Source organism: Paenibacillus sp. CFBP 13594 (assembly GCF_014842675.1).
In the GTDB taxonomy this organism is placed as follows: domain Bacteria; phylum Bacillota; class Bacilli; order Paenibacillales; family Paenibacillaceae; genus Paenibacillus; species Paenibacillus amylolyticus_B.
Window position 1 is genome coordinate 236,806 of record NZ_JACYVQ010000001.1, and the last position, 18,109, is coordinate 254,914.

At 45.0% G+C, this 18,109-nt stretch carries 16 protein-coding genes; 13 read left to right on the forward strand and 3 right to left on the reverse strand.

The genetic code is table 11. From position 1 onward, the window contains the following. Positions 1–128: 128 nt before the first annotated feature. The 13 genes from IFU39_RS01310 (at position 129) to IFU39_RS01370 (ending at position 15,675) form a co-directional block, all read left to right on the forward strand. Positions 129–1,118 carry an ABC transporter substrate-binding protein gene (locus IFU39_RS01310; RefSeq protein ID WP_091017938.1) on the forward strand — a complete coding sequence of 330 codons (990 nt, stop codon included), beginning with the start codon at positions 129–131 and terminating at the stop codon, positions 1,116–1,118. 62 nt (positions 1,119–1,180) lie between these two features. Beyond that, positions 1,181–2,203 carry an NAD(P)/FAD-dependent oxidoreductase gene (locus IFU39_RS01315; protein WP_091017936.1) on the forward strand — a complete coding sequence of 341 codons (1,023 nt, stop codon included), beginning with the start codon at positions 1,181–1,183 and terminating at the stop codon, positions 2,201–2,203. 252 nt (positions 2,204–2,455) lie between these two features. Next, positions 2,456–3,643, forward strand: a complete 1,188-nt coding sequence (gene purT / locus IFU39_RS01320) for a formate-dependent phosphoribosylglycinamide formyltransferase (RefSeq protein WP_192131022.1) — start codon at positions 2,456–2,458, stop codon at positions 3,641–3,643. Beyond that, positions 3,633–4,091 (forward strand): GNAT family N-acetyltransferase, encoded by a 459-nt coding sequence (locus tag IFU39_RS01325; protein WP_017687788.1) that lies wholly within the window; start codon positions 3,633–3,635, stop codon positions 4,089–4,091. Before purT ends, IFU39_RS01325 begins: the two co-directional genes overlap by 11 nt. A 259-nt stretch (positions 4,092–4,350) precedes the next feature. Further along, positions 4,351–5,133: a CAP domain-containing protein gene (locus IFU39_RS01330; RefSeq protein ID WP_192131024.1), complete on the forward strand. Its 783-nt coding sequence runs from the start codon at positions 4,351–4,353 to the stop codon at positions 5,131–5,133. A gap of 293 nt (positions 5,134–5,426) precedes the next feature. Beyond that, the gene (locus tag IFU39_RS01335) at positions 5,427–6,296 is read left to right on the forward strand and encodes a GDSL-type esterase/lipase family protein (protein ID WP_192131026.1); all 870 of its coding nucleotides are present in this window, start codon (positions 5,427–5,429) and stop codon (positions 6,294–6,296) included. After that, positions 6,297–7,262, forward strand: a complete 966-nt coding sequence (locus IFU39_RS01340) for an ABC transporter ATP-binding protein (protein WP_105599344.1) — start codon at positions 6,297–6,299, stop codon at positions 7,260–7,262. Then, the gene (locus tag IFU39_RS01345; protein WP_036613298.1) at positions 7,255–8,244 is read left to right on the forward strand and encodes an ABC transporter permease; all 990 of its coding nucleotides are present in this window, start codon (positions 7,255–7,257) and stop codon (positions 8,242–8,244) included. Before IFU39_RS01340 ends, IFU39_RS01345 begins: the two co-directional genes overlap by 8 nt. A 76-nt stretch (positions 8,245–8,320) precedes the next feature. Beyond that, positions 8,321–10,300, forward strand: a complete 1,980-nt coding sequence (parE, locus tag IFU39_RS01350; RefSeq protein WP_091017927.1) for a DNA topoisomerase IV subunit B — start codon at positions 8,321–8,323, stop codon at positions 10,298–10,300. A 12-nt stretch (positions 10,301–10,312) separates the two neighbouring features. Continuing rightward, positions 10,313–12,775 (forward strand): DNA gyrase subunit A, encoded by a 2,463-nt coding sequence (gene gyrA / locus IFU39_RS01355; protein WP_091017925.1) that lies wholly within the window; start codon positions 10,313–10,315, stop codon positions 12,773–12,775. A gap of 228 nt (positions 12,776–13,003) precedes the next feature. Then, positions 13,004–13,444, forward strand: a complete 441-nt coding sequence (locus tag IFU39_RS01360; protein ID WP_036613306.1) for a MarR family winged helix-turn-helix transcriptional regulator — start codon at positions 13,004–13,006, stop codon at positions 13,442–13,444. 276 nt (positions 13,445–13,720) lie between these two features. Continuing rightward, positions 13,721–14,167, forward strand: a complete 447-nt coding sequence (locus IFU39_RS01365; protein WP_192131028.1) for a MarR family winged helix-turn-helix transcriptional regulator — start codon at positions 13,721–13,723, stop codon at positions 14,165–14,167. Beyond that, entirely contained in the window at positions 14,164–15,675 is a 1,512-nt protein-coding gene (locus IFU39_RS01370) for a DHA2 family efflux MFS transporter permease subunit (RefSeq protein WP_091017924.1), read from the forward strand. The genes IFU39_RS01365 and IFU39_RS01370 overlap by 4 nt, the downstream gene beginning before the upstream one ends. Before the next feature lie 106 nt (positions 15,676–15,781). On the opposite strand, the gene IFU39_RS01375 is transcribed toward IFU39_RS01370, so the two are convergent. From IFU39_RS01375 to IFU39_RS01385, 3 genes are all read right to left on the reverse strand, one after another. Beyond that, positions 15,782–16,126, reverse strand: coding sequence for an MGMT family protein (locus IFU39_RS01375; protein ID WP_091017922.1), 345 nt, complete (start codon positions 16,124–16,126; stop codon positions 15,782–15,784). 192 nt (positions 16,127–16,318) lie between these two features. After that, complete coding sequence (locus tag IFU39_RS01380; protein ID WP_091017921.1) at positions 16,319–17,050, reverse strand: RluA family pseudouridine synthase; 732 nt, start codon at positions 17,048–17,050, stop codon at positions 16,319–16,321. Between the two features lie 2 nt (positions 17,051–17,052). Next, positions 17,053–17,916 carry a class I SAM-dependent methyltransferase gene (locus IFU39_RS01385; protein WP_017687801.1) on the reverse strand — a complete coding sequence of 288 codons (864 nt, stop codon included), beginning with the start codon at positions 17,914–17,916 and terminating at the stop codon, positions 17,053–17,055. Between the last annotated feature and the right edge of the window lie 193 nt (positions 17,917–18,109).

An 18,109-nucleotide genomic window follows, 5' to 3' on the forward strand; every position in this document is an offset into this window, starting at 1 on the left:
AAAGTCTGAATAGTCAATATCATACCTGAACATATTTTAATATACTTACTCCTATATCAAATGATAATGATAATTATTATTAATTAGACGTTGTCATAACTAAATGCCATATAGGGGGTACATAAAGAATGAGATTCAGATGGTTAACGGTCCTATGCACCATGATGTTGGTGCTCATTATTTCGGCTTGCGGTGCAACGGGGCAAGGTGAGGCTACGAGCGAAGGCCAGAAGACTGGTTCTGCCAATACATCCCCAACAGAAACAAGTCAGGTAAAAAAAGTGACTACAAAGATGGGAGAAATTGAAATCCCGGTTGAACCACAAAGAGTAGTGGGTCTGTCCCTTGTATATCCTGAGTTTTTGTATGCACTTGGCATCGTACCTGTTGCTGTGCAGAACTATCACGAGGATCATCCTTCTTATTTGGAAGAGCCATTCGCGAATACCATGAAAATGGGCATCGCACGAACGCCGAATTTTGAAGCGGTTATGGAGACAATGCCTGATTTGATTATAGCTCCTGACTGGTGGTCCGAAAAGGATTATGATCAGCTTTCTCTGATTGCACCGACTGTACTTCTTCCACAACGTGATGATTGGCGGGACGAATTGCGTGATATTGCCAAAATTCTGGACAAAGAAGAACAGGCAGAAAAGGTTATTGAAGATTTGGTAGCGAAGGAAAAAGTTGCAGCCGACAAATTAAACGAGATGATCGGAGAAGAAACAGTTCTCTATATTCGAGTCATGGAAAAAGAAATCGTCCTTCACGGGGAGAACCTTGACCGTGGAAACTTCGTGCACAAGCGTCTGGGTATGAATCCGCTCCCGAATTTCCCGAAAGATCAAGTTGCCATGTCCGTATCCATGGAAGTGTTGCCTGAATACGATGCAGATCACTTGATCGTTCAACTGGATGACGATAAGAATCCTGAAATTAAGAAGAAATTTGAAGAGATGTTGGCAACTTCACTATGGAAAAATCTGAAAGCAGTCAAAAATGATCATGTGTACATGGTTGGTGGTAAAGAATGGCTCAATCTGGGGATGTCTCCACTGGCTGACGAGTATGTTATTGATGACATTGTAGCTGTTTTTGAAGAGAAAAATAAATAAGGCAAACGGTTCATGTTACACATATCTCTAAATTCACTACTAAATAACAGGATGTGTCCAAAATGAATAAGGAAGATATCTATGACTTGACCATCGTCGGAGGCGGACCGGCAGGATTATATGCGGCCTTTTATGCCGGGATGCGTGATATGAGAGTTAAGATCATTGACGGCAAAGACCAACTTGGTGGTTTTCTGCATACCTATTCCGAAAAAACTATTTGGGATGTGGGCGGCCTGCCACCAATGAAGTGTTCAAAGTTGATTGAGTATCTGGTTCAGCAGGCGAATACCTTTAATCCAACGGTTGAATTGAATTGCAAAGTAGATCGGTTCGCCAGGCTGGACAACGAGATTTTGGCTCTGTATACTGCTGAAGGCGACATACACTATACGCGTACAATCATTGTCGCAGTAGGCCGAGGTATCGCAGAAATTCAGAAATTGGAGCTTCAGGAGCCGATTCAATATGAGCATGAGAATCTTCATTACACCGTGCAAAATCCAGAACATTTTTCCGGGAAGCGTGTGCTCATTTCAGGAGGAGGCAATAGTGCAGTAGATTGGGCAATTGAACTTGCTCAACTTGCACGGAGCGTAGTGGTCGTCCACCGAAAAAATGAGTTTCGTGCAATGGAACGCAATGTTAGCGAGATGAACAATGTAACGGATGTCAGAACACCATATAGCATCACACGGCTTCATAATCATGGTGAACGTATCCATCAGGTTGTAATTACGCATATGGAGAGTCAGGAAAATGTATTGTTAGATGTGGATGAAGTCGTAGTTAGTCATGGATATAAAAGCAATTTAAGTGATCTTGCCAGTTGTGGCTTAGAAATGGATGACGGAATGGTTCTAATGAGTCACCATGCACTGACGAACCTCCCGGGTATTTTTGCTGCAGGGGATTGTGCAACTCACGATAGCAAAGTCAGACTTATTGCCGGAGCCTTCAATGATGCGATTTTAGCTGTAAATAGTGCGAAAAAATACTTGATTCCAGATGCTCCCATGATGGCGTACGTCTCCTCCCATAATGAAATTTTCAGAGAAAAAAACAAACAAATCCCAAGGTTCTAAACTTGGGGTTTGTTTGCTTATTCATGTTCACTGGAATATTATAATCTGCTGTTTCAACATATCCTTATTTCTGGGAAGAATGGAAAGGTTGACGAATCTGTAAGCGATAATTGTAAAATTTGATCGAAAAAACACAAAAAATCTTGTAAAATTCACAAGAAAAATAGGGAGCACTCTTGCAATCTTTAACCAAAACCCCGAAAATAGAGAGACAGATATAGAAGATTTCTCTTTGGGAGGATTGGAAAGAACATGTGGGGTGCTCCTTTTACGGCTCAAGCCAAAAAAATGCTGCTACTAGGCAGTGGAGAATTGGGAAAAGAGGTCGTTATTGAGGCCCAACGACTGGGAGTAGAGACGATCGCTGTTGATCGTTATGAGAACGCACCTGCAATGCAGGTCGCGCACCGGTCTTACTGCATCGACATGCTGGATGCCGAAGCTTTGAAACAATTGATCCGTAAAGAAAAACCTCATTACATCGTACCTGAGATTGAAGCTATTGCAACAGAAGCTTTACTGGAGCTTGAGGAAGAGGGATTTTGTATAGTGCCTACTGCCCGAGCTGCACGTCTAACGATGGATCGCGAAGGCATCCGTCGGCTTGCAGCCGAACAATTGAAACTTCCGACAGCTGATTACCTTTTTGCGGACAACCTGGAACAACTTCAGGAAGCCGTACGTGAGCTTGGCACACCTTGTGTCATTAAACCATTAATGAGTTCTTCCGGCAAAGGGCAGAGTGTATGCCGAACACCGGGCGACGTGGAGGATTGCTGGAACATTGCTCTTTCGGGGGCTCGCGGCAAATCCGTTCGTGTCATTGTGGAGAGCTTTGTGCAATTTGACAGTGAGATTACACTACTCACCGTCAGGTCTGTATCAGGCACCGTATTTTGTCCTCCGATTGGTCATATTCAGAAGGATGGGGATTATGTCGAATCCTGGCAGCCTCATGCAATGACTCCTGAGCAATGGGAGCAGGCCTGTCATATCGCCAAATCCGTCACAGATGAACTTGGCGGTTATGGACTGTTCGGAGTGGAGTTGTTCCTGACCTCGGATGGTGTTGTGTTCAGCGAGGTATCTCCTCGTCCACATGACACAGGTATGGTTACAATGGTGACGCAAGACAGTTCCGAGTTTGCGCTGCATGTACGTGCAATTCTTGGTTTTCCGGTCACAGGTGTACATCTGTTGACACCGGGAGCTTCAGCAACGCTGAAGGCTAATGATGAAACATCTGACTTTACTGTAGGCGGGATTGAAGAAGCACTGGCTCTTCCTCGTACTCAGATTCGTGTATTTGGCAAACCTGAGACCAAAGTAGGACGCCGAATGGCTGTAGCCTTAAGTGCTGGTCAAGATGTGGAAGAAGCTCGTAAAACAGCGGTGCAAGCCGCTAATATGCTGAAAGTGGAGGTAAATCATGTCCAATAATGTTGAGGCCCCTGTACTGATGATCCGAGAGTGTGAACTACGAGATGCTGAAGCGGTAACGGGACTGATGCGAGAGGTCAGCTATCCGACAACAACCAATGTCATGAAAGAACGTATTGAATGTTTGGAAACCAATCCAAACGCATGCATGCTTGTTGCCGAAGTGGATGAACAAATTATTGGTGTGATTGGCTTGCAATGTGTGCAAAGTCATGCCTATCCAGAACCTGCCGCACAAATTACTTCCCTGATTGTAGGTCAAGAACATCGTGGTGGTGGGATTGGCCGTCGTTTGATGGCTCGTGCCGAAGATTGGGGCAGACAGCAAGGTGGTAAACAACTGTTTGTCACGGGTGCAAACCGTGAAGTGACTTCGACAACGTACTCTTTTTATGAGCACATTGGTTTTCAGAAGAGAGGCTATCGGTTCAGTAAAGTTCTTCTATAGTATAAATAAAGTTTCTTCTATTGCATGGAAATTCTCATGATATCCTGATCTGCACATTCTGGTGTGGTGAATGATAAATAGATGGTGAAGCGACATTCGACTAACTTTGTTAGTCAGAATGTCTTTTTTTTATGGCTAAAAAATGACAAAAAAGTTACTTTTCCATATTTTATAGGTTCACAATCTCCTGTCGAATTGATATACTGCTAGAGTATTAATTACAAAGTTGTAATAACTATTTTTAAGGAGATGAATGAATTTGAAAAAGAAATGGATGAAAACTGTCGTAACGAGTAGTCTGACAGCCGTACTGGCCGTAGGGGTAATGCTTCCTGCTTCCGCGTCTGCTGCAGATTCAACATATAAGACTATCACAACGTACAAAATTACAAGTACAGACAGCTTGAAAGCTTATATTGAGAAATGGCTCAAAGAAAATGGATATAACGTATCCGAGGGGCAAATTGTAGATAAGCCTGCTACGCAGCCTGATCAAACGACGAAACCTGCTGAGCCGACAACAAAACCTGCTGAGCCTACAACTAAGCCTGAGCAACCGACTAAACCAACACAACCAGTTCAAGAAAAACCGGAAACTACACCGGCTAAAGATCCTTCAAATACGGGAAATACAGGTAACAATACAAGTAATAATGGTAGCGAAAGCACACAATCCGACTTTGCTACGCAAGTTGTAAAACTTGTGAACGCTGAGCGTGCCAAAGCAGGTCTGAACGCTCTGACTTCAGATGCTCTTCTGGACAAAGTAGCTGTCGCCAAAGTAAAAGATATGAGCAACAATAACTATTTTGATCACCAGTCACCTACGTATGGTTCTCCGTTTGATATGATGAAACAGTTCGGAGTAACTTACAGCTATGCAGGTGAGAACATTGCCAAAGGACAAAAAACACCTCAGGAAGTTGTAACAGCCTGGATGAATAGTGCAGGACACCGTGCCAATATCCTGAGCAAAAACTTTACGCATATCGGTGTAGGGTTCTACAACGGATACTGGGCTCAAGAGTTTATCGGTAAATAATCAATTATAATGAAGAAAGTATGAACTTTCTTTTCCACAAGGTTATGCCAGCACAGTTGAAATCTGTGTATGGCATAACCTTTTTTCCGTTAAATGACATATAGAAAATGAATTCTGCGAATGTAGCGGCAAAATTTGCAAATTAACGACAGAACATTTATGTTATTTAGGAATAGCATCATCAGGGCGTGTCTGAAAACTCCGAAGGAAGCGGATTTTTAGACACGCCTTAATGTAAAGTCATTATAAATTATTAAGCACCCGGATTGGTGTACATGAGCGGAGATGTGATGATGAAAAAGAAAAAAAGCCTTGATTCAGCACCATGGATCTGGAGAACCGTCAGTACAGTATCCATCTTGGCAACCTTGTTGTTGTTATTTGGATTTGGATACGCTATAAAAGACGTGATTTTCCCCGAGGGAGATTCAGCGTTAACTACAGGCCAGGAGGCAACTGCTCCATCCAAGGATAAGGAAGGAGAACCCGCTGTAGTGGAAAATGGCAAGATTCGGATGGCCGTCATTGGCGATTCCCTGGCAAGAGGTACGGGGGATGATGAGGGACTCGGTTTTGTGAGACGTGCAGGGAACCTGCTTAAAGATAAAGGATATGATGTTCAGGTTCTTAACAATCTGGGTGTGAACGGTTTGAGAACGGATGCTTTATTGGAAAAACTCGATGAGCAAGGCGTACGTTATGTCCTACAGAAGTCCAATTTTATTTTGCTCTCGATTGGCGCGAATGATCTGTTCCAGGGAGGGCAAGTTCTACAGGGGGAAGATCCGCCAACAGCAGAGCAGCTGGCAGCGGCTTTACCGGAAACGTCCAAACGCCTTCAAGAGATATTGAAGAAAGTAAAAGAAATCAATCCCGATGCACAGATTGCGTACATAGGGTTGTACAATCCATTTGGCGATGTGAAGGAACTGGAGAAGCCGGGTAATGCAGTGGTTGCTGCATGGAACGACGCTGCACTGGCTATTTTGAACAACGAGGACAAGATGACACTGGTCCCTACATTCGATTTGTTTGAAAATCATCTGGGGGAGTATCTCTCGTCAGATCATTTCCATCCCAACGGACAAGGTTATGAGCAAATTGCAGTTCGGATTGCACAGGAATTCCAGACAGATACACCGGCAGAAGGGAGCGGAAATTAAATGGCAGAGCAGCAGTATGATTCCGTCCTATCGGTACAGAATCTGAAAAAGCGGATCGGACGCAAGTGGATTATTAAAGACGTTACATTTGACGTAAAACCTGGTGAAATCTTCGGATTTCTCGGTCCCAACGGTGCCGGAAAAACAACTACGATACGGATGCTGGTCGATCTGATCAAACCGACAGAAGGAAAAATTAAAGTCTGTGGTTATGATGTGAATCGAGACCCTGAGCGTGCTTTGAAGTATGTAGGCTCCATTGTTGAAAATCCGGAGGTATATACATATCTGACAGGGTGGGAGAACCTGGAGCATTTTGCCCGCATGCAACCAGGTGTGGACAATGAACGAATTCAGGAAGTTGTGGATATTGTGCGTCTGGATCAGCGGATTCACGATAAAGTCAGAACTTACTCATTGGGTATGCGTCAACGGCTCGGTATTGCACAAGCACTGCTTGGGCGACCGCGTCTGCTCATTCTGGATGAACCGACAAATGGTCTTGATCCAAAAGGCATTAAGGAACTTCGTGTCTTTATTAAGCAACTTGCCAGCGAAGGTATGGCTGTATTTGTCAGCAGTCACTTGTTAAGTGAGATTCAGCTTCTCTGTGACAGAGTAGCCATTATCAGTGCTGGGCGTGTGCTTGCCGTTGGAGGTGTAAGCGAACTGATTGAAGATCATTCCAAGTTGGCCATATGGCATGTTTCACCACTGGAGCAAGGCAAAAAGATGTTACAGGATGCAGGAATTGCTTTGGTAGGTCGACCTGCGGATGTGATGGATGATACCATTGTTGCGGGCCTTGGTCCGAACGCTGTGGTTGCCGAGATGCATGAAGATCGAATTCCTGATCTGGTGCAGCAGATGGTTCAAGCAGGTATTCAGGTTGAAGGGGTACAGCGGATCCAGCCTACGCTTGAACAACTATTCTTAAAAATGACAGAAGGTGAATCCATTGAGTAATATCATGCCGCTGATCCGCAATGAAACGATTAAGATGGTGAAGAAAAAACGGCTTTATATTATATTTATTGTACTTGCGGTCCTCGTACCGATGTTTACGTATGCCCAGATGAAATCTGCGGAGAATAATCGCGACAAGTTTGGCGGCGATTGGCGTCTTGAACTGCAACAGGCCATCACAGACAACCAAAATTCGCTCGGTAGCGATCGGGTACCTGAAGAGTACAAAAAATATAGAACAGTATATATCCAGCAGATGCAGTATTATCTTGAGAATGACATCAATCCCAAAGAACCGGGTGGTGTTACCTTTACGCGGGAGTTCATGAACAACGCGGTTGGATTGTTTATTCCACTGTTAATCATGGCTATTGCTTCAGATCTTGTTTCTGGTGAACGTACGACAGGGACGATTAAAATGCTTTTAACGCGTCCGGTTAGACGCTGGAAAGTGCTTTTGAGCAAATTAATTACGCTGATTATGTTTGTTTCGATCATCGTGGTATCCGCCTACATTATATGTTATGTCATATCGGGTGCGGTTTTTGGTTATAAAGGCTTCAACATGCCAATCTTCACAGGATTCAAAGTTGTGGGAACAGATGTCGATATGTCGGCAGTGCATGCTGTAGACCAGTGGTTGTATATGCTTATGCAGGCAGGACTGATCTGGTTTGTGAGTGTAATTGTGGCTATGCTTGCATTTATGGTATCCGTGCTTGTGCGCAGTACTGCTGCAAGTATCGTTATCATGATGGCCGCGCTGATTGCAGGAACAATCTTGACCAGTATGGCAGCATCTTGGCAGACAGCGAAGTATCTGTTCATGGTTAACCTCGAACTTCCGAATTATTTGTCTGGCGGGTTACCTCCAATCGAGGGTATGAATTTAGGTTTTTCCCTTATTGTGCTTAGTGTTTGGGGCATTGCTTCACTCATTGTGTCATTCCTTGTCTTTACGAAACGGGATATCTTGAATTAAAATGGACAAGGATAAGAAAACATCTGTTTGCATTTTAGGCATTTTTTTAGTTGCAAGTTAAGAAGGGGGAGCATGAATGGTCGAGCAAATCGATATGTCGGCAGGTTCGACAGGCGGAGGACAGGGGTCTTCAGGCTACGACGCGGACGACATTCAAGTACTTGAAGGGTTGGTGGCGGTACGGAAACGGCCGGGGATGTACATCGGCAGCACCAGCACTTCAGGTTTACATCATTTGGTATGGGAAATTGTCGACAACGCTGTCGACGAACATCTCGCCAAATTCTGCTCCAAAATCGATATCACGCTGCATAAGGACGGTTCTATTACGGTTCAGGATAACGGAAGGGGAATTCCGACAGGTATACATAAAACAGGGATTCCTACTCCCCAGGTCGTGTTTACGATTTTGCACGCAGGCGGAAAGTTCGGTGGATCAGGATACAAAAAATCAGGCGGTTTGCACGGTGTAGGTGCGTCAGTTACAAACGCATTGTCCGAGTGGCTTGAAGTCGAGATTTTCCGTGATGGCAAGATTCATCGTCAGCGATTCGAGTATTGGAAGGACAAAAAAGGGATTGAACATGTCGGTGAACCGGTCTCCGGTCTCGAAGTGTTGGGCAATACCAATCGGACAGGTACAAAAGTTACATTTAAACCGGATATTCGGGTGTTCCAGAGCGGTATTCAATTTAATTATGATACATTGGCAGAACGTCTTCAGGAGATTGCTTTTCTGAATTCAGGTCTGAGAATTGTGCTCAAGGACGAACGTTCGGGCAATCAGGATGAATACATGTATGAAGGCGGAGCAAGCCAGTTTGTTGCTTTTCTTAACGAAAATAAAGATGTGCTGCATGATGTTATTCACTTCTATGCGGAGAAGGATGACATTGAAGTCGAAGTGGCAATCCAGTATAACGCGGGTTATACGGAAACACTGGCTTCATTCGTGAACTCGATCCCTACTCGGGGCGGCGGTACTCATGAGACCGGATTCAGGGCTGCATATACCCGTGTAATGAATGATTACGCACGGCGTACCAGCATGATTAAGGAAAAAGACAAAAACCTCGAAGGTAATGACCTGCGTGAAGGTATGATGGCCGTCATCAGTGTCAAAATGTCAGATGTTGAGTTCGTAGGTCAGACGAAGGATCAGCTCGGCAGCGCTTCCGCTCGAAGTGCTGTGGATTCGGTCGTTTCCGAAAATATTCAAAGGTTTCTGGAAGAAAACCCGCAGGTAGCTCAAACGTTAATTCGCAAAGCGGTTCAAGCCTCCAGAGCCAGAGAAGCAGCACGCAAAGCACGTGATGATATGCGTACAGGCAAGAAACGCAGTGAGAGTTCCAACCTGAACGGCAAACTAACGCCGGCGCAATCAAAGGATTTTACCCGAAATGAGTTGTTTATTGTTGAAGGTGATTCCGCAGGTGGTTCTGCCAAACAGGGACGTGACTCGAAGATTCAGGCTATTCTGCCGCTCAAGGGAAAACCGCTCAATCCGGAAAAATCAAAGCTGGCCGACATTCTAAAAAATGAAGAATACCGTGCCATTACAGCGGCGATCGGGGCGGGCATAGGAACCGAATTTGCAGTTGAAGACAGCAATTATTCCAAAATTATCATTATGACCGATGCGGATACGGACGGCGCACATATTCAGGTGCTGCTGTTGACCTTCTTTTATCGTTATATGAAGCCTTTAATTGATGCAGGCAAAATATATATTGCTCAGCCGCCATTGTACAAACTTACTCGTAAGTCTGGTAAGCTTGCGAGTGTTCGATATGCATGGACGGATGAAGAACTGGCGAATTATATGAAGGAATTCGGTAATAATGTTGAGCTTCAACGTTATAAAGGTCTTGGTGAGATGAATCCGGATCAACTGTGGGAGACAACAATGAATCCGGAAACTCGTGCGATGCTGAAGGTACAGATTGTTGATGCAGCAAAAGCAGAACGTCGTGTATCTACGCTCATGGGTGATAAGGTTGATCCGCGGAAACGCTGGATTGTAGAGAACGTCGACTTTACAGAGTACGAAGAATAGAAGGTGCTTGGAATGAGTCCATCAGAACAATTTATGCCGGCCTTTCTCGAAGAGGTCGTTGGGGACCGTTTCGGTCGCTACTCCAAATATATTATTCAGGATCGAGCCATTCCGGATGTCCGGGATGGGTTGAAGCCAGTACAACGGCGTATTCTATACGCCATGTACGATTCAGGTAATACGCCTGACAAGACTTACCGCAAGTCTGCCAAAACCGTTGGGGACGTAATGGGTAATTATCATCCACATGGTGACTCATCCATCTATGAGGGCATGGTGCGGATGGCTCAGCCATGGAAAATGGGCCATATGCTCGTGGACGGTCATGGTAACTGGGGATCACAGGATGATGACCCGGCAGCGGCGATGCGGTATACGGAGGCCCGTTTGTCGCCCATCGCGATGGAGATGCTTCGCGATATCGAGAAACGGACGGTTCTGTTTAAGGATAATTTTGATAATACGGCCAAAGAACCGGTTGTATTGCCATCCCGTTATCCGAACTTGCTGGTTAATGGTGTCAGCGGTATTTCCTCCGGATTTGCAACGGAGATTCCTACACACAATTTGCGTGAAGTCATTGATGCCTCGATCGCTGTGATGGAGAAACCGTCGATTGAGCTGGACGAAATCATGATGTTTATGAAAGGTCCTGACTTTCCAACAGGCGGATTGATTATGGGCGGTGACGGCATTCTGGATGCCTATCGCACAGGTAAGGGACGGATCTATATCCGGTCCAAAACCGAGATTGAAAACATGCGCGGTGGCAAACAGCAGATCGTCATTACCGAAATTCCTTATCAGGTCGTGAAATCTCGTCTGGTTACAGCGATGGAGAACATCCGACTTGAGAAGAAGGTTGAAGGTATTGCTGAAGTGCGTGATGAGAGCGGACGTGAAGGTCTGCGAATCGTGGTTGAGTTGAAAAAAGAAGCTGACGCACAAGGTATTTTGGCTTATTTGCTGAAGAAAACCGACCTACAGGTCACCTATAATTTCAATATGGTGGCGATTGTGAATAAAGCACCTCACCAATTAGGATTGAAATCGATCCTCGAGGCTTACATTGCCCATCAGCGGGAGGTTGTAACCTTCCGTACCCGGTTTGAGCTGGAGAAGGCGCAAGACCGTGCGCATGTGCTCGAGGGCTTGGTAAAAGCACTTAACATCCTTGATGAGGTCATTGCGGCCATCAAAGCGTCGAAGAACCGTCAAGATGCCCAAAATAACCTGATGTGGATGTTTGGATTCACGGAACGCCAAGCAGATTCCATCCTTACTTTGCAATTGTACCGTTTGACGAATCTGGAGATTAATTCTCTGGAGAAGGAACTCGGTGAACTGATGAAAAAGATTGCACAATTACAATCCATTCTGGATAGTGACCGCAAGCTCATCGGCGTCATCCGCAAGGAATTGATGGAGATTCGTGAGAAATACGGCATAGACCGTCGTTCTGCGATCCAGGGTGAAGTGGAAGAACTTAAGGTTAATCTTGAAGTACTTGTGAATGCGGAAGATGTATTTGTTACGTTATCCAAAGAGGGATATGTGAAACGTACAGGCATGCAGTCCTTTACACGTTCTGGTGGTGAACGGAGCGGAAGTGGTGTAAAAGACGGCGATTATATTGCTCAGGTTCTGGAAGTAAATACACTTGAGAATCTGCTTATCTTTACGAGGAAAGGTCAGTATTTCCTGTTACCTGTTCATCAGGTACCTGAATTCAAGTGGAAAGATCCAGGCACAGCCATTGTGAATGTCATTCCCCTTGCGAAAGATGACCGTATTGCAAGTGTGCTTGCTGTGAAATCCTTTGAAGAGCCAAACCACAGTCTGGTCTTCGTTACGCGAAGAGGACAGGTGAAACGAACGGAGCTGAAGGATTATGTTACCAAACGGTCCGGTGCAGTTGCGGCTTGTAAAGTGGGCAAGGACGATGAAGTGTTATCTGTACATCTGAGTACAGGTGGTCAAGATATTATGTTGATTACAAAAGAAGCCATGGCCATTCGTTTCCGAGAGGATGAAGTCAATCCAATGGGACGTGTATCCGGTGGTGTTCGTGGTATTCAGTTAAGAGAAACAGATGAAGTTGTATCGGCTCTATGGGTAGAAGGAGATGAAGGCGAAGTTGCCGTGTTGTCCGATCTGGGATATGGTAAACGATCATTACTTCTGGATTACGCTATACAGAGCCGTGGAGGCAAGGGGCTTGCCACATTCGAGTTCAAAGAAGGCAAACGTGTGAAACCGAATGGTAGCCGTATTGTTGGAGCGTTTTATTGCAAAGAGCAACGTAAGATCACTGTAATGACCAAAGAAGGCCAAGTGTTCCCGATCTCTTCGGAAGGTGTTCCGATTACAGAGCGCAAACATATTGGCAAGCTGATCGTTCATGTGGACAAACAGGACGAGATCGTTGAACTTCTAAGGGACTTCAATGAGAATCAACCAGCATCATCTTCATAAAAACAAACAAACGAGACTTTTCGCAGAACAGCTAATCCTGTCATGCGAGGAGTCTTTTTTTGTTGTTCAAAGGCGGATTAGAAGAGGGCATTCGTGCGAAGTTTAACAACCTTCGTCGATTACGGTCGATCGCTAGGAAATTGAAAAAAGGCAGCAGGAATGCGGCTTTGGAGCGCGAAAACTTAAGCAGGTGAAGTGATAACCGGTTGCAGAGAGGAGCGATGGAAGATGTATAATTCCGATTTTGCCAAGTGCTGGTCCAGGTTGACCAAAGATTATAAATTGCATATGGATCAAGAGCTGGCACCCTCATTAACGGAGGCTCAGCTGGCTGTTCTGGAGGTACTCGAAGATCATCAGAAGATGAAACCTTCGGATCTGATTCCTTATCTGTCGACTACACCAGCTGCTGTAACCATGCTGCTCGATCGGATGGAGAAGAATGATCTGATTCGCAGGAATCGGGATAATCAGGATCGACGCATTGTGTGGGTATCTCTGTCAGAGAAAGGAAGAATGGAGACAGAGCGGGGAATCACCATCCGTAATGAATTCATGAACTCTGTTCTCAGTAACATTTCGATGCACAATCAACAATTGCTGGTATATCTGTTAGGCAAAATGACAACACCCAAAACCAAAGAGCCTGCCTTATCTACTTCGGTATAATACCATGCTGATTCTTCTGAATAACCATAGGAGTGCCTGCTCGTTTCATGCAGGAGCCCTATGGTTATTTTATTTACAAATTACATATGCTACACACTGTGTCCAGGTTAGTTGAGTAAAGGCATGAGATGTAACACAGTTAGTATGTCCTAATATTATTTTTGTGAATTCATATGTAAAGAGTTGACTATGTAAATATTTTTGTTATAATAAATAATTGTTCCCCTGATATTTCGTGTACGAAATATTATATTCCAAAAGTAAAAGGGTGAATCAATGACTGATACGTATGAAGTATTCTATATTATTAATTCGTTCCGCCAGGTGAATCAAATGCTCTTTCGAGCATTTTGGAATGAAAACAAGGGGATCGAGCTAACTTCGATTCAGTTTATGGTGTTATCGATCCTGAGGGAGCGTCCTTCCATTGGCATCAACGAAGTGGCTGAGCTATGTCATATGGGCAGCAGTTCCATGAGCGCTGTTGTGGAGCGGCTCGTCAAAGGCGAGTATATCGTCCGGACACGTTCGGATGCTGACCGCCGATCCGTTAAACTTCAGATTACGGAAAAAGGGGAACAGGCCCAACAGGAAACGCACCATTTGTGGATGGAAAGAGTGTCACCCATTCTGGACATATCGAAGGAAGACCTAGAGCACCTACTTAGAATTCATAGTCAAATGATTGAAAAGTTAGAAGGAAGAGAGATGAACAACATATGAGTACGACTACTGCTGCAGCTCCATCCTCCGCGATGGACAACATCAAGAAAGGCCCGATTGTAGCGGCATTGTTAATTGGTGCCTTTGTGGCATTCCTGAACCAAACCCTGATGAACGTAGCTCTTCCTAAAATCATGGAAGACCTCGCGATCAATGCAAACAAAGCCCAATGGTTAACCACGGGTTATATGCTTGTCAACGGTGTTCTGATTCCGGTTACGGCATATCTGATTGCCAAGTTTTCAACACGTCAAATTTTCATTACAGCCATGACTCTATTTACCATAGGTACATTAGTCTGTGGTCTTAGTCCAACCTTCACCATTCTGATGGTAGGTCGTGTCATTCAAGCGGCAGGTGCAGGTATCCTGATGCCTCTGATGACCGTTGTATTCCTGACCATCTTCCCTATTGAGAAACGCGGTCAGGCCATGGGAACCATGGGGATCGCGATGATTCTGGCCCCTGCGATTGGGCCTACACTTTCAGGTTATGTGGTTGAGCATTATTCCTGGAGATTGTTGTTCTACATCATCTTGCCATTCTCTATTATTGCAACGGCAATTGGTATTGCTTTTGTCAAAAACGTAACACGTCAATCCAGACCTAAACTGGATTATCCAGGCGTTATTTTATCTACACTAGGTTTTGGTAGTTTGCTCTACGGATTCAGTGATGCGGGTACCGATGGATGGGGTAGTGCAATTGTCATTGGATGTCTCGTCGTAGGTGCGATATCCCTGATTCTGTTCGTTATTCGTCAACTGACAACAGATCATCCGCTCCTTGAGTTCCGTATTTTTAAATACAACATGTATACATTAACAACGATTATCAACATGCTCGTGACAATGGCGATGTTTGCAGGTATGATCCTGCTCCCTATTTTCCTGCAAAACATTCGTGGATTTTCACCTATTGAATCAGGACTTCTGATGATGCCCGGTGCGATATTGATGGGGATTATGTCTCCAATTACAGGTCGCATATTTGATAAAGTGGGCGCACGCTGGCTTTCGGTTGCAGGTCTTGCCATTACGGCGATTACAACGTTTGGACTGAGTCGTCTGGCAATCGATACTACCTACGGCTACATGATGTTTATCTACACGGCTCGTATGTTCGGTATGTCGATGCTGATGATGCCAATCCAGACAGCAGGTCTGAATCAACTGCCTCAACGTCTGAACGCACATGGTACAGCGATGTCCAACACTTTGCGTACTGTTGCCGGAGCGATTGGTACAGCCATTCTCGTTACCATCATGAGCAGCAAGCTCAAAACACATCTGGCGGATGCAGTGGCTGCGGGTCAGGTTGATCCTAATAATAAGACAGCGATGATAGCTGCTACAGCAGATGCAACGATTTATGGTGTTAACTATGCATTCATCGTGGCTACCGGAATGACTTTGGTTGCTTTAATTATGGCGTTCTTTATTCGTAAAACGAAACCGGCTGTTGAACCTGTTACTGTAGAACATGAAAAAGCGACGGCTACAGCATAACGAATATCAGAAAAAAAAAAAGAGAACTCTAGCAGTTGAAATGGGGTAACCCTAACTGCCGGAGTTCTCTTTTTTTGGTGTGCGCGATAGGAGGAGAGTACTCTTATTATTCGGGCTGGATCGTTGGATCGATAAGAAATACAGGATCGGGCTCATGACCGAACTGTTTTAGGTTAATGGTTCCGTTCAGTTGAAACTCCACACCTTCGCTAATCAGTTCTGTTTCCTGCATTATGCGCGAGTGTTCGTCCGGTATGGAGATTTCGCCTTTTGCGTTGACAACACGGTGCCAGGGCAGACGTTCCTTGCGGCTCATCGAGTGCAGAATACGGACGACTTGTCTCGCCGCTCTCGGACTTCCAGCATGGGCTGCAATCTGACCGTACGTCATCACTTTACCTTCGGGAATCGCCGCGATGATCGCAATGACTTGTTTGGTAAACGGGGTCATCAGGATGTCTCCTCTCTGTATCTTAGGTATATAACTGAAAATATGAAAAAACGTGTCGTTCAGATACAGAATCTGAACGACACGTTGTATGGACAGATCTACCTGATCCTGTGCACTTATAGAGGTTGTTCGATAAAACCGCTTTTGATCCCATCTTCTAGGTACTGAAAACCAGTCTTTTTGAACATGTACTTATTGAGATTGTCCAAAAGCTTTTTGGTACACGGCAGCGGGCCATTCTGCCCAGGGGAATTCTCTTGCAGGTAAAGATTGCAGAATAACTTCTTCCTTGGTAACTGGATGAGGAAAAGCTGCAATCGCAGACCATAGAGCAATCTGTTGCCCGGGTTTATTCACGCTTGCGCCGTACTTCTGATCCCCGTACAGAGGGCAGCCGATTTCTTTCATTTGCACCCGAATCTGATGAGATCTTCCGGTGTGCAGTTCGATATGGACGAGGCTGTAACGGTCTGTCTCGCCGATAACACGGTAATCCAGAACGGCATCCTTACCGCCAGTCGTACCTTTAGGTACAACAGTAACGGTATTTGTACGTGCATCTTTCAGGAGCGTGTGTTTTAACGTTCCCTGCTGTGCAGGCAACTTGCCATGTACAACAGCCGCATATATTTTACGGAAATGACGTCCCCGCACAGTCTCGGACAATCTCGAAGCTGCTTTAGAAGTCTTGGCAAAAATCATTGCCCCTCCAACAGGACGATCAAGTCGGTGTACTAACCCGAGATAAACATTACCAGGTTTGTTGTATCGTTCTTTCAGATCCTGCTTCAGTAATGTAAGCAAATCCGGATCACCTGATGAATCTTCCTGTGTAGGTACATTGACCGGCTTCGTAATGCCTAACAGATGGTTGTCTTCAAACAGAATCGGAATTGCATCGTGGTCATGCCGATGTTCTGACATGATTAAGACTCCCAACGGCCCAGAATACCACAAGGCAGATCCAGACCACTGCGTGTGATCGGCAGACCAATTTCACCTGCAGTAATGTCACCACCGTACTGAGCAGACATCGTCATGGTCAACATGTTGCGCAGAACCGTAGAGGAAATGCCCGTAGTGTAGGAGTTAACCAGCATGAATAATGGATTATCCGACAAAATCGTCATACATGACTTCAAGAAAGGATATAGGTTCTCTTCCAGTTTCCATGTCTCTCCATTAGGGCCTCGGCCATATGAAGGAGGGTCCATAATAATGGCGTCGTAACGATTTCCGCGACGTTGTTCCCGTTGTACGAATTTGAATACATCATCTGTAATAAAACGAACAGGGCGATCAGCCAGTCCGGATAATTGAACATTTTCCTTGGCCCATTGAACCATGCCTTTAGCTGCATCCACATGCACAACAGAAGCGCCTGCGTAAGCTGCGGCTACCGTTGCTCCGCCTGTATAGGCAAACAGGTTCAAGACAGAAATAGGACGTCCTGCATTGGAGATTTTATCCATCATCCAGCTCCAGTTAGCAGCTTGTTCAGGGAACAGGCCAGTGTGCTTAAAGCTGGTAGGTTTAATGTGGAATTTCAAGTTTTCGTATCCGATCGTCCATCGCTCGGGAATAGGCTTTTTCATATCCCAGTTACCGCCACCGGAAGAGCTGCGATGATAGTGACCATGCACCTGACGCCATTCATTGGTTTCTTGCTCGAGGGGCCAGATAATCTGTGGATCGGGTCTGCGTAAAATCACATCTCCCCAACGCTCCAGTTTCTCGCCGCCTCCTGTATCGATTACTTCATAGTCCTTCCAATTCTTAGCTACGTACATAATGATTTATCCATCCTTCAAAAGTCATTTGGATACTATTGTACAACAAAAAAGGGCTTGTACGCCAGTTGGGGGACGGGATCATTGGAGGAAGGTATTACAACTGACCTTAAAAGGGTGAAGGTTGTTTTAGCTGTGTTGAAATCCAATGTGCGCCATATACTGAAAAGCGAAGATATCTAAAATTTAATTT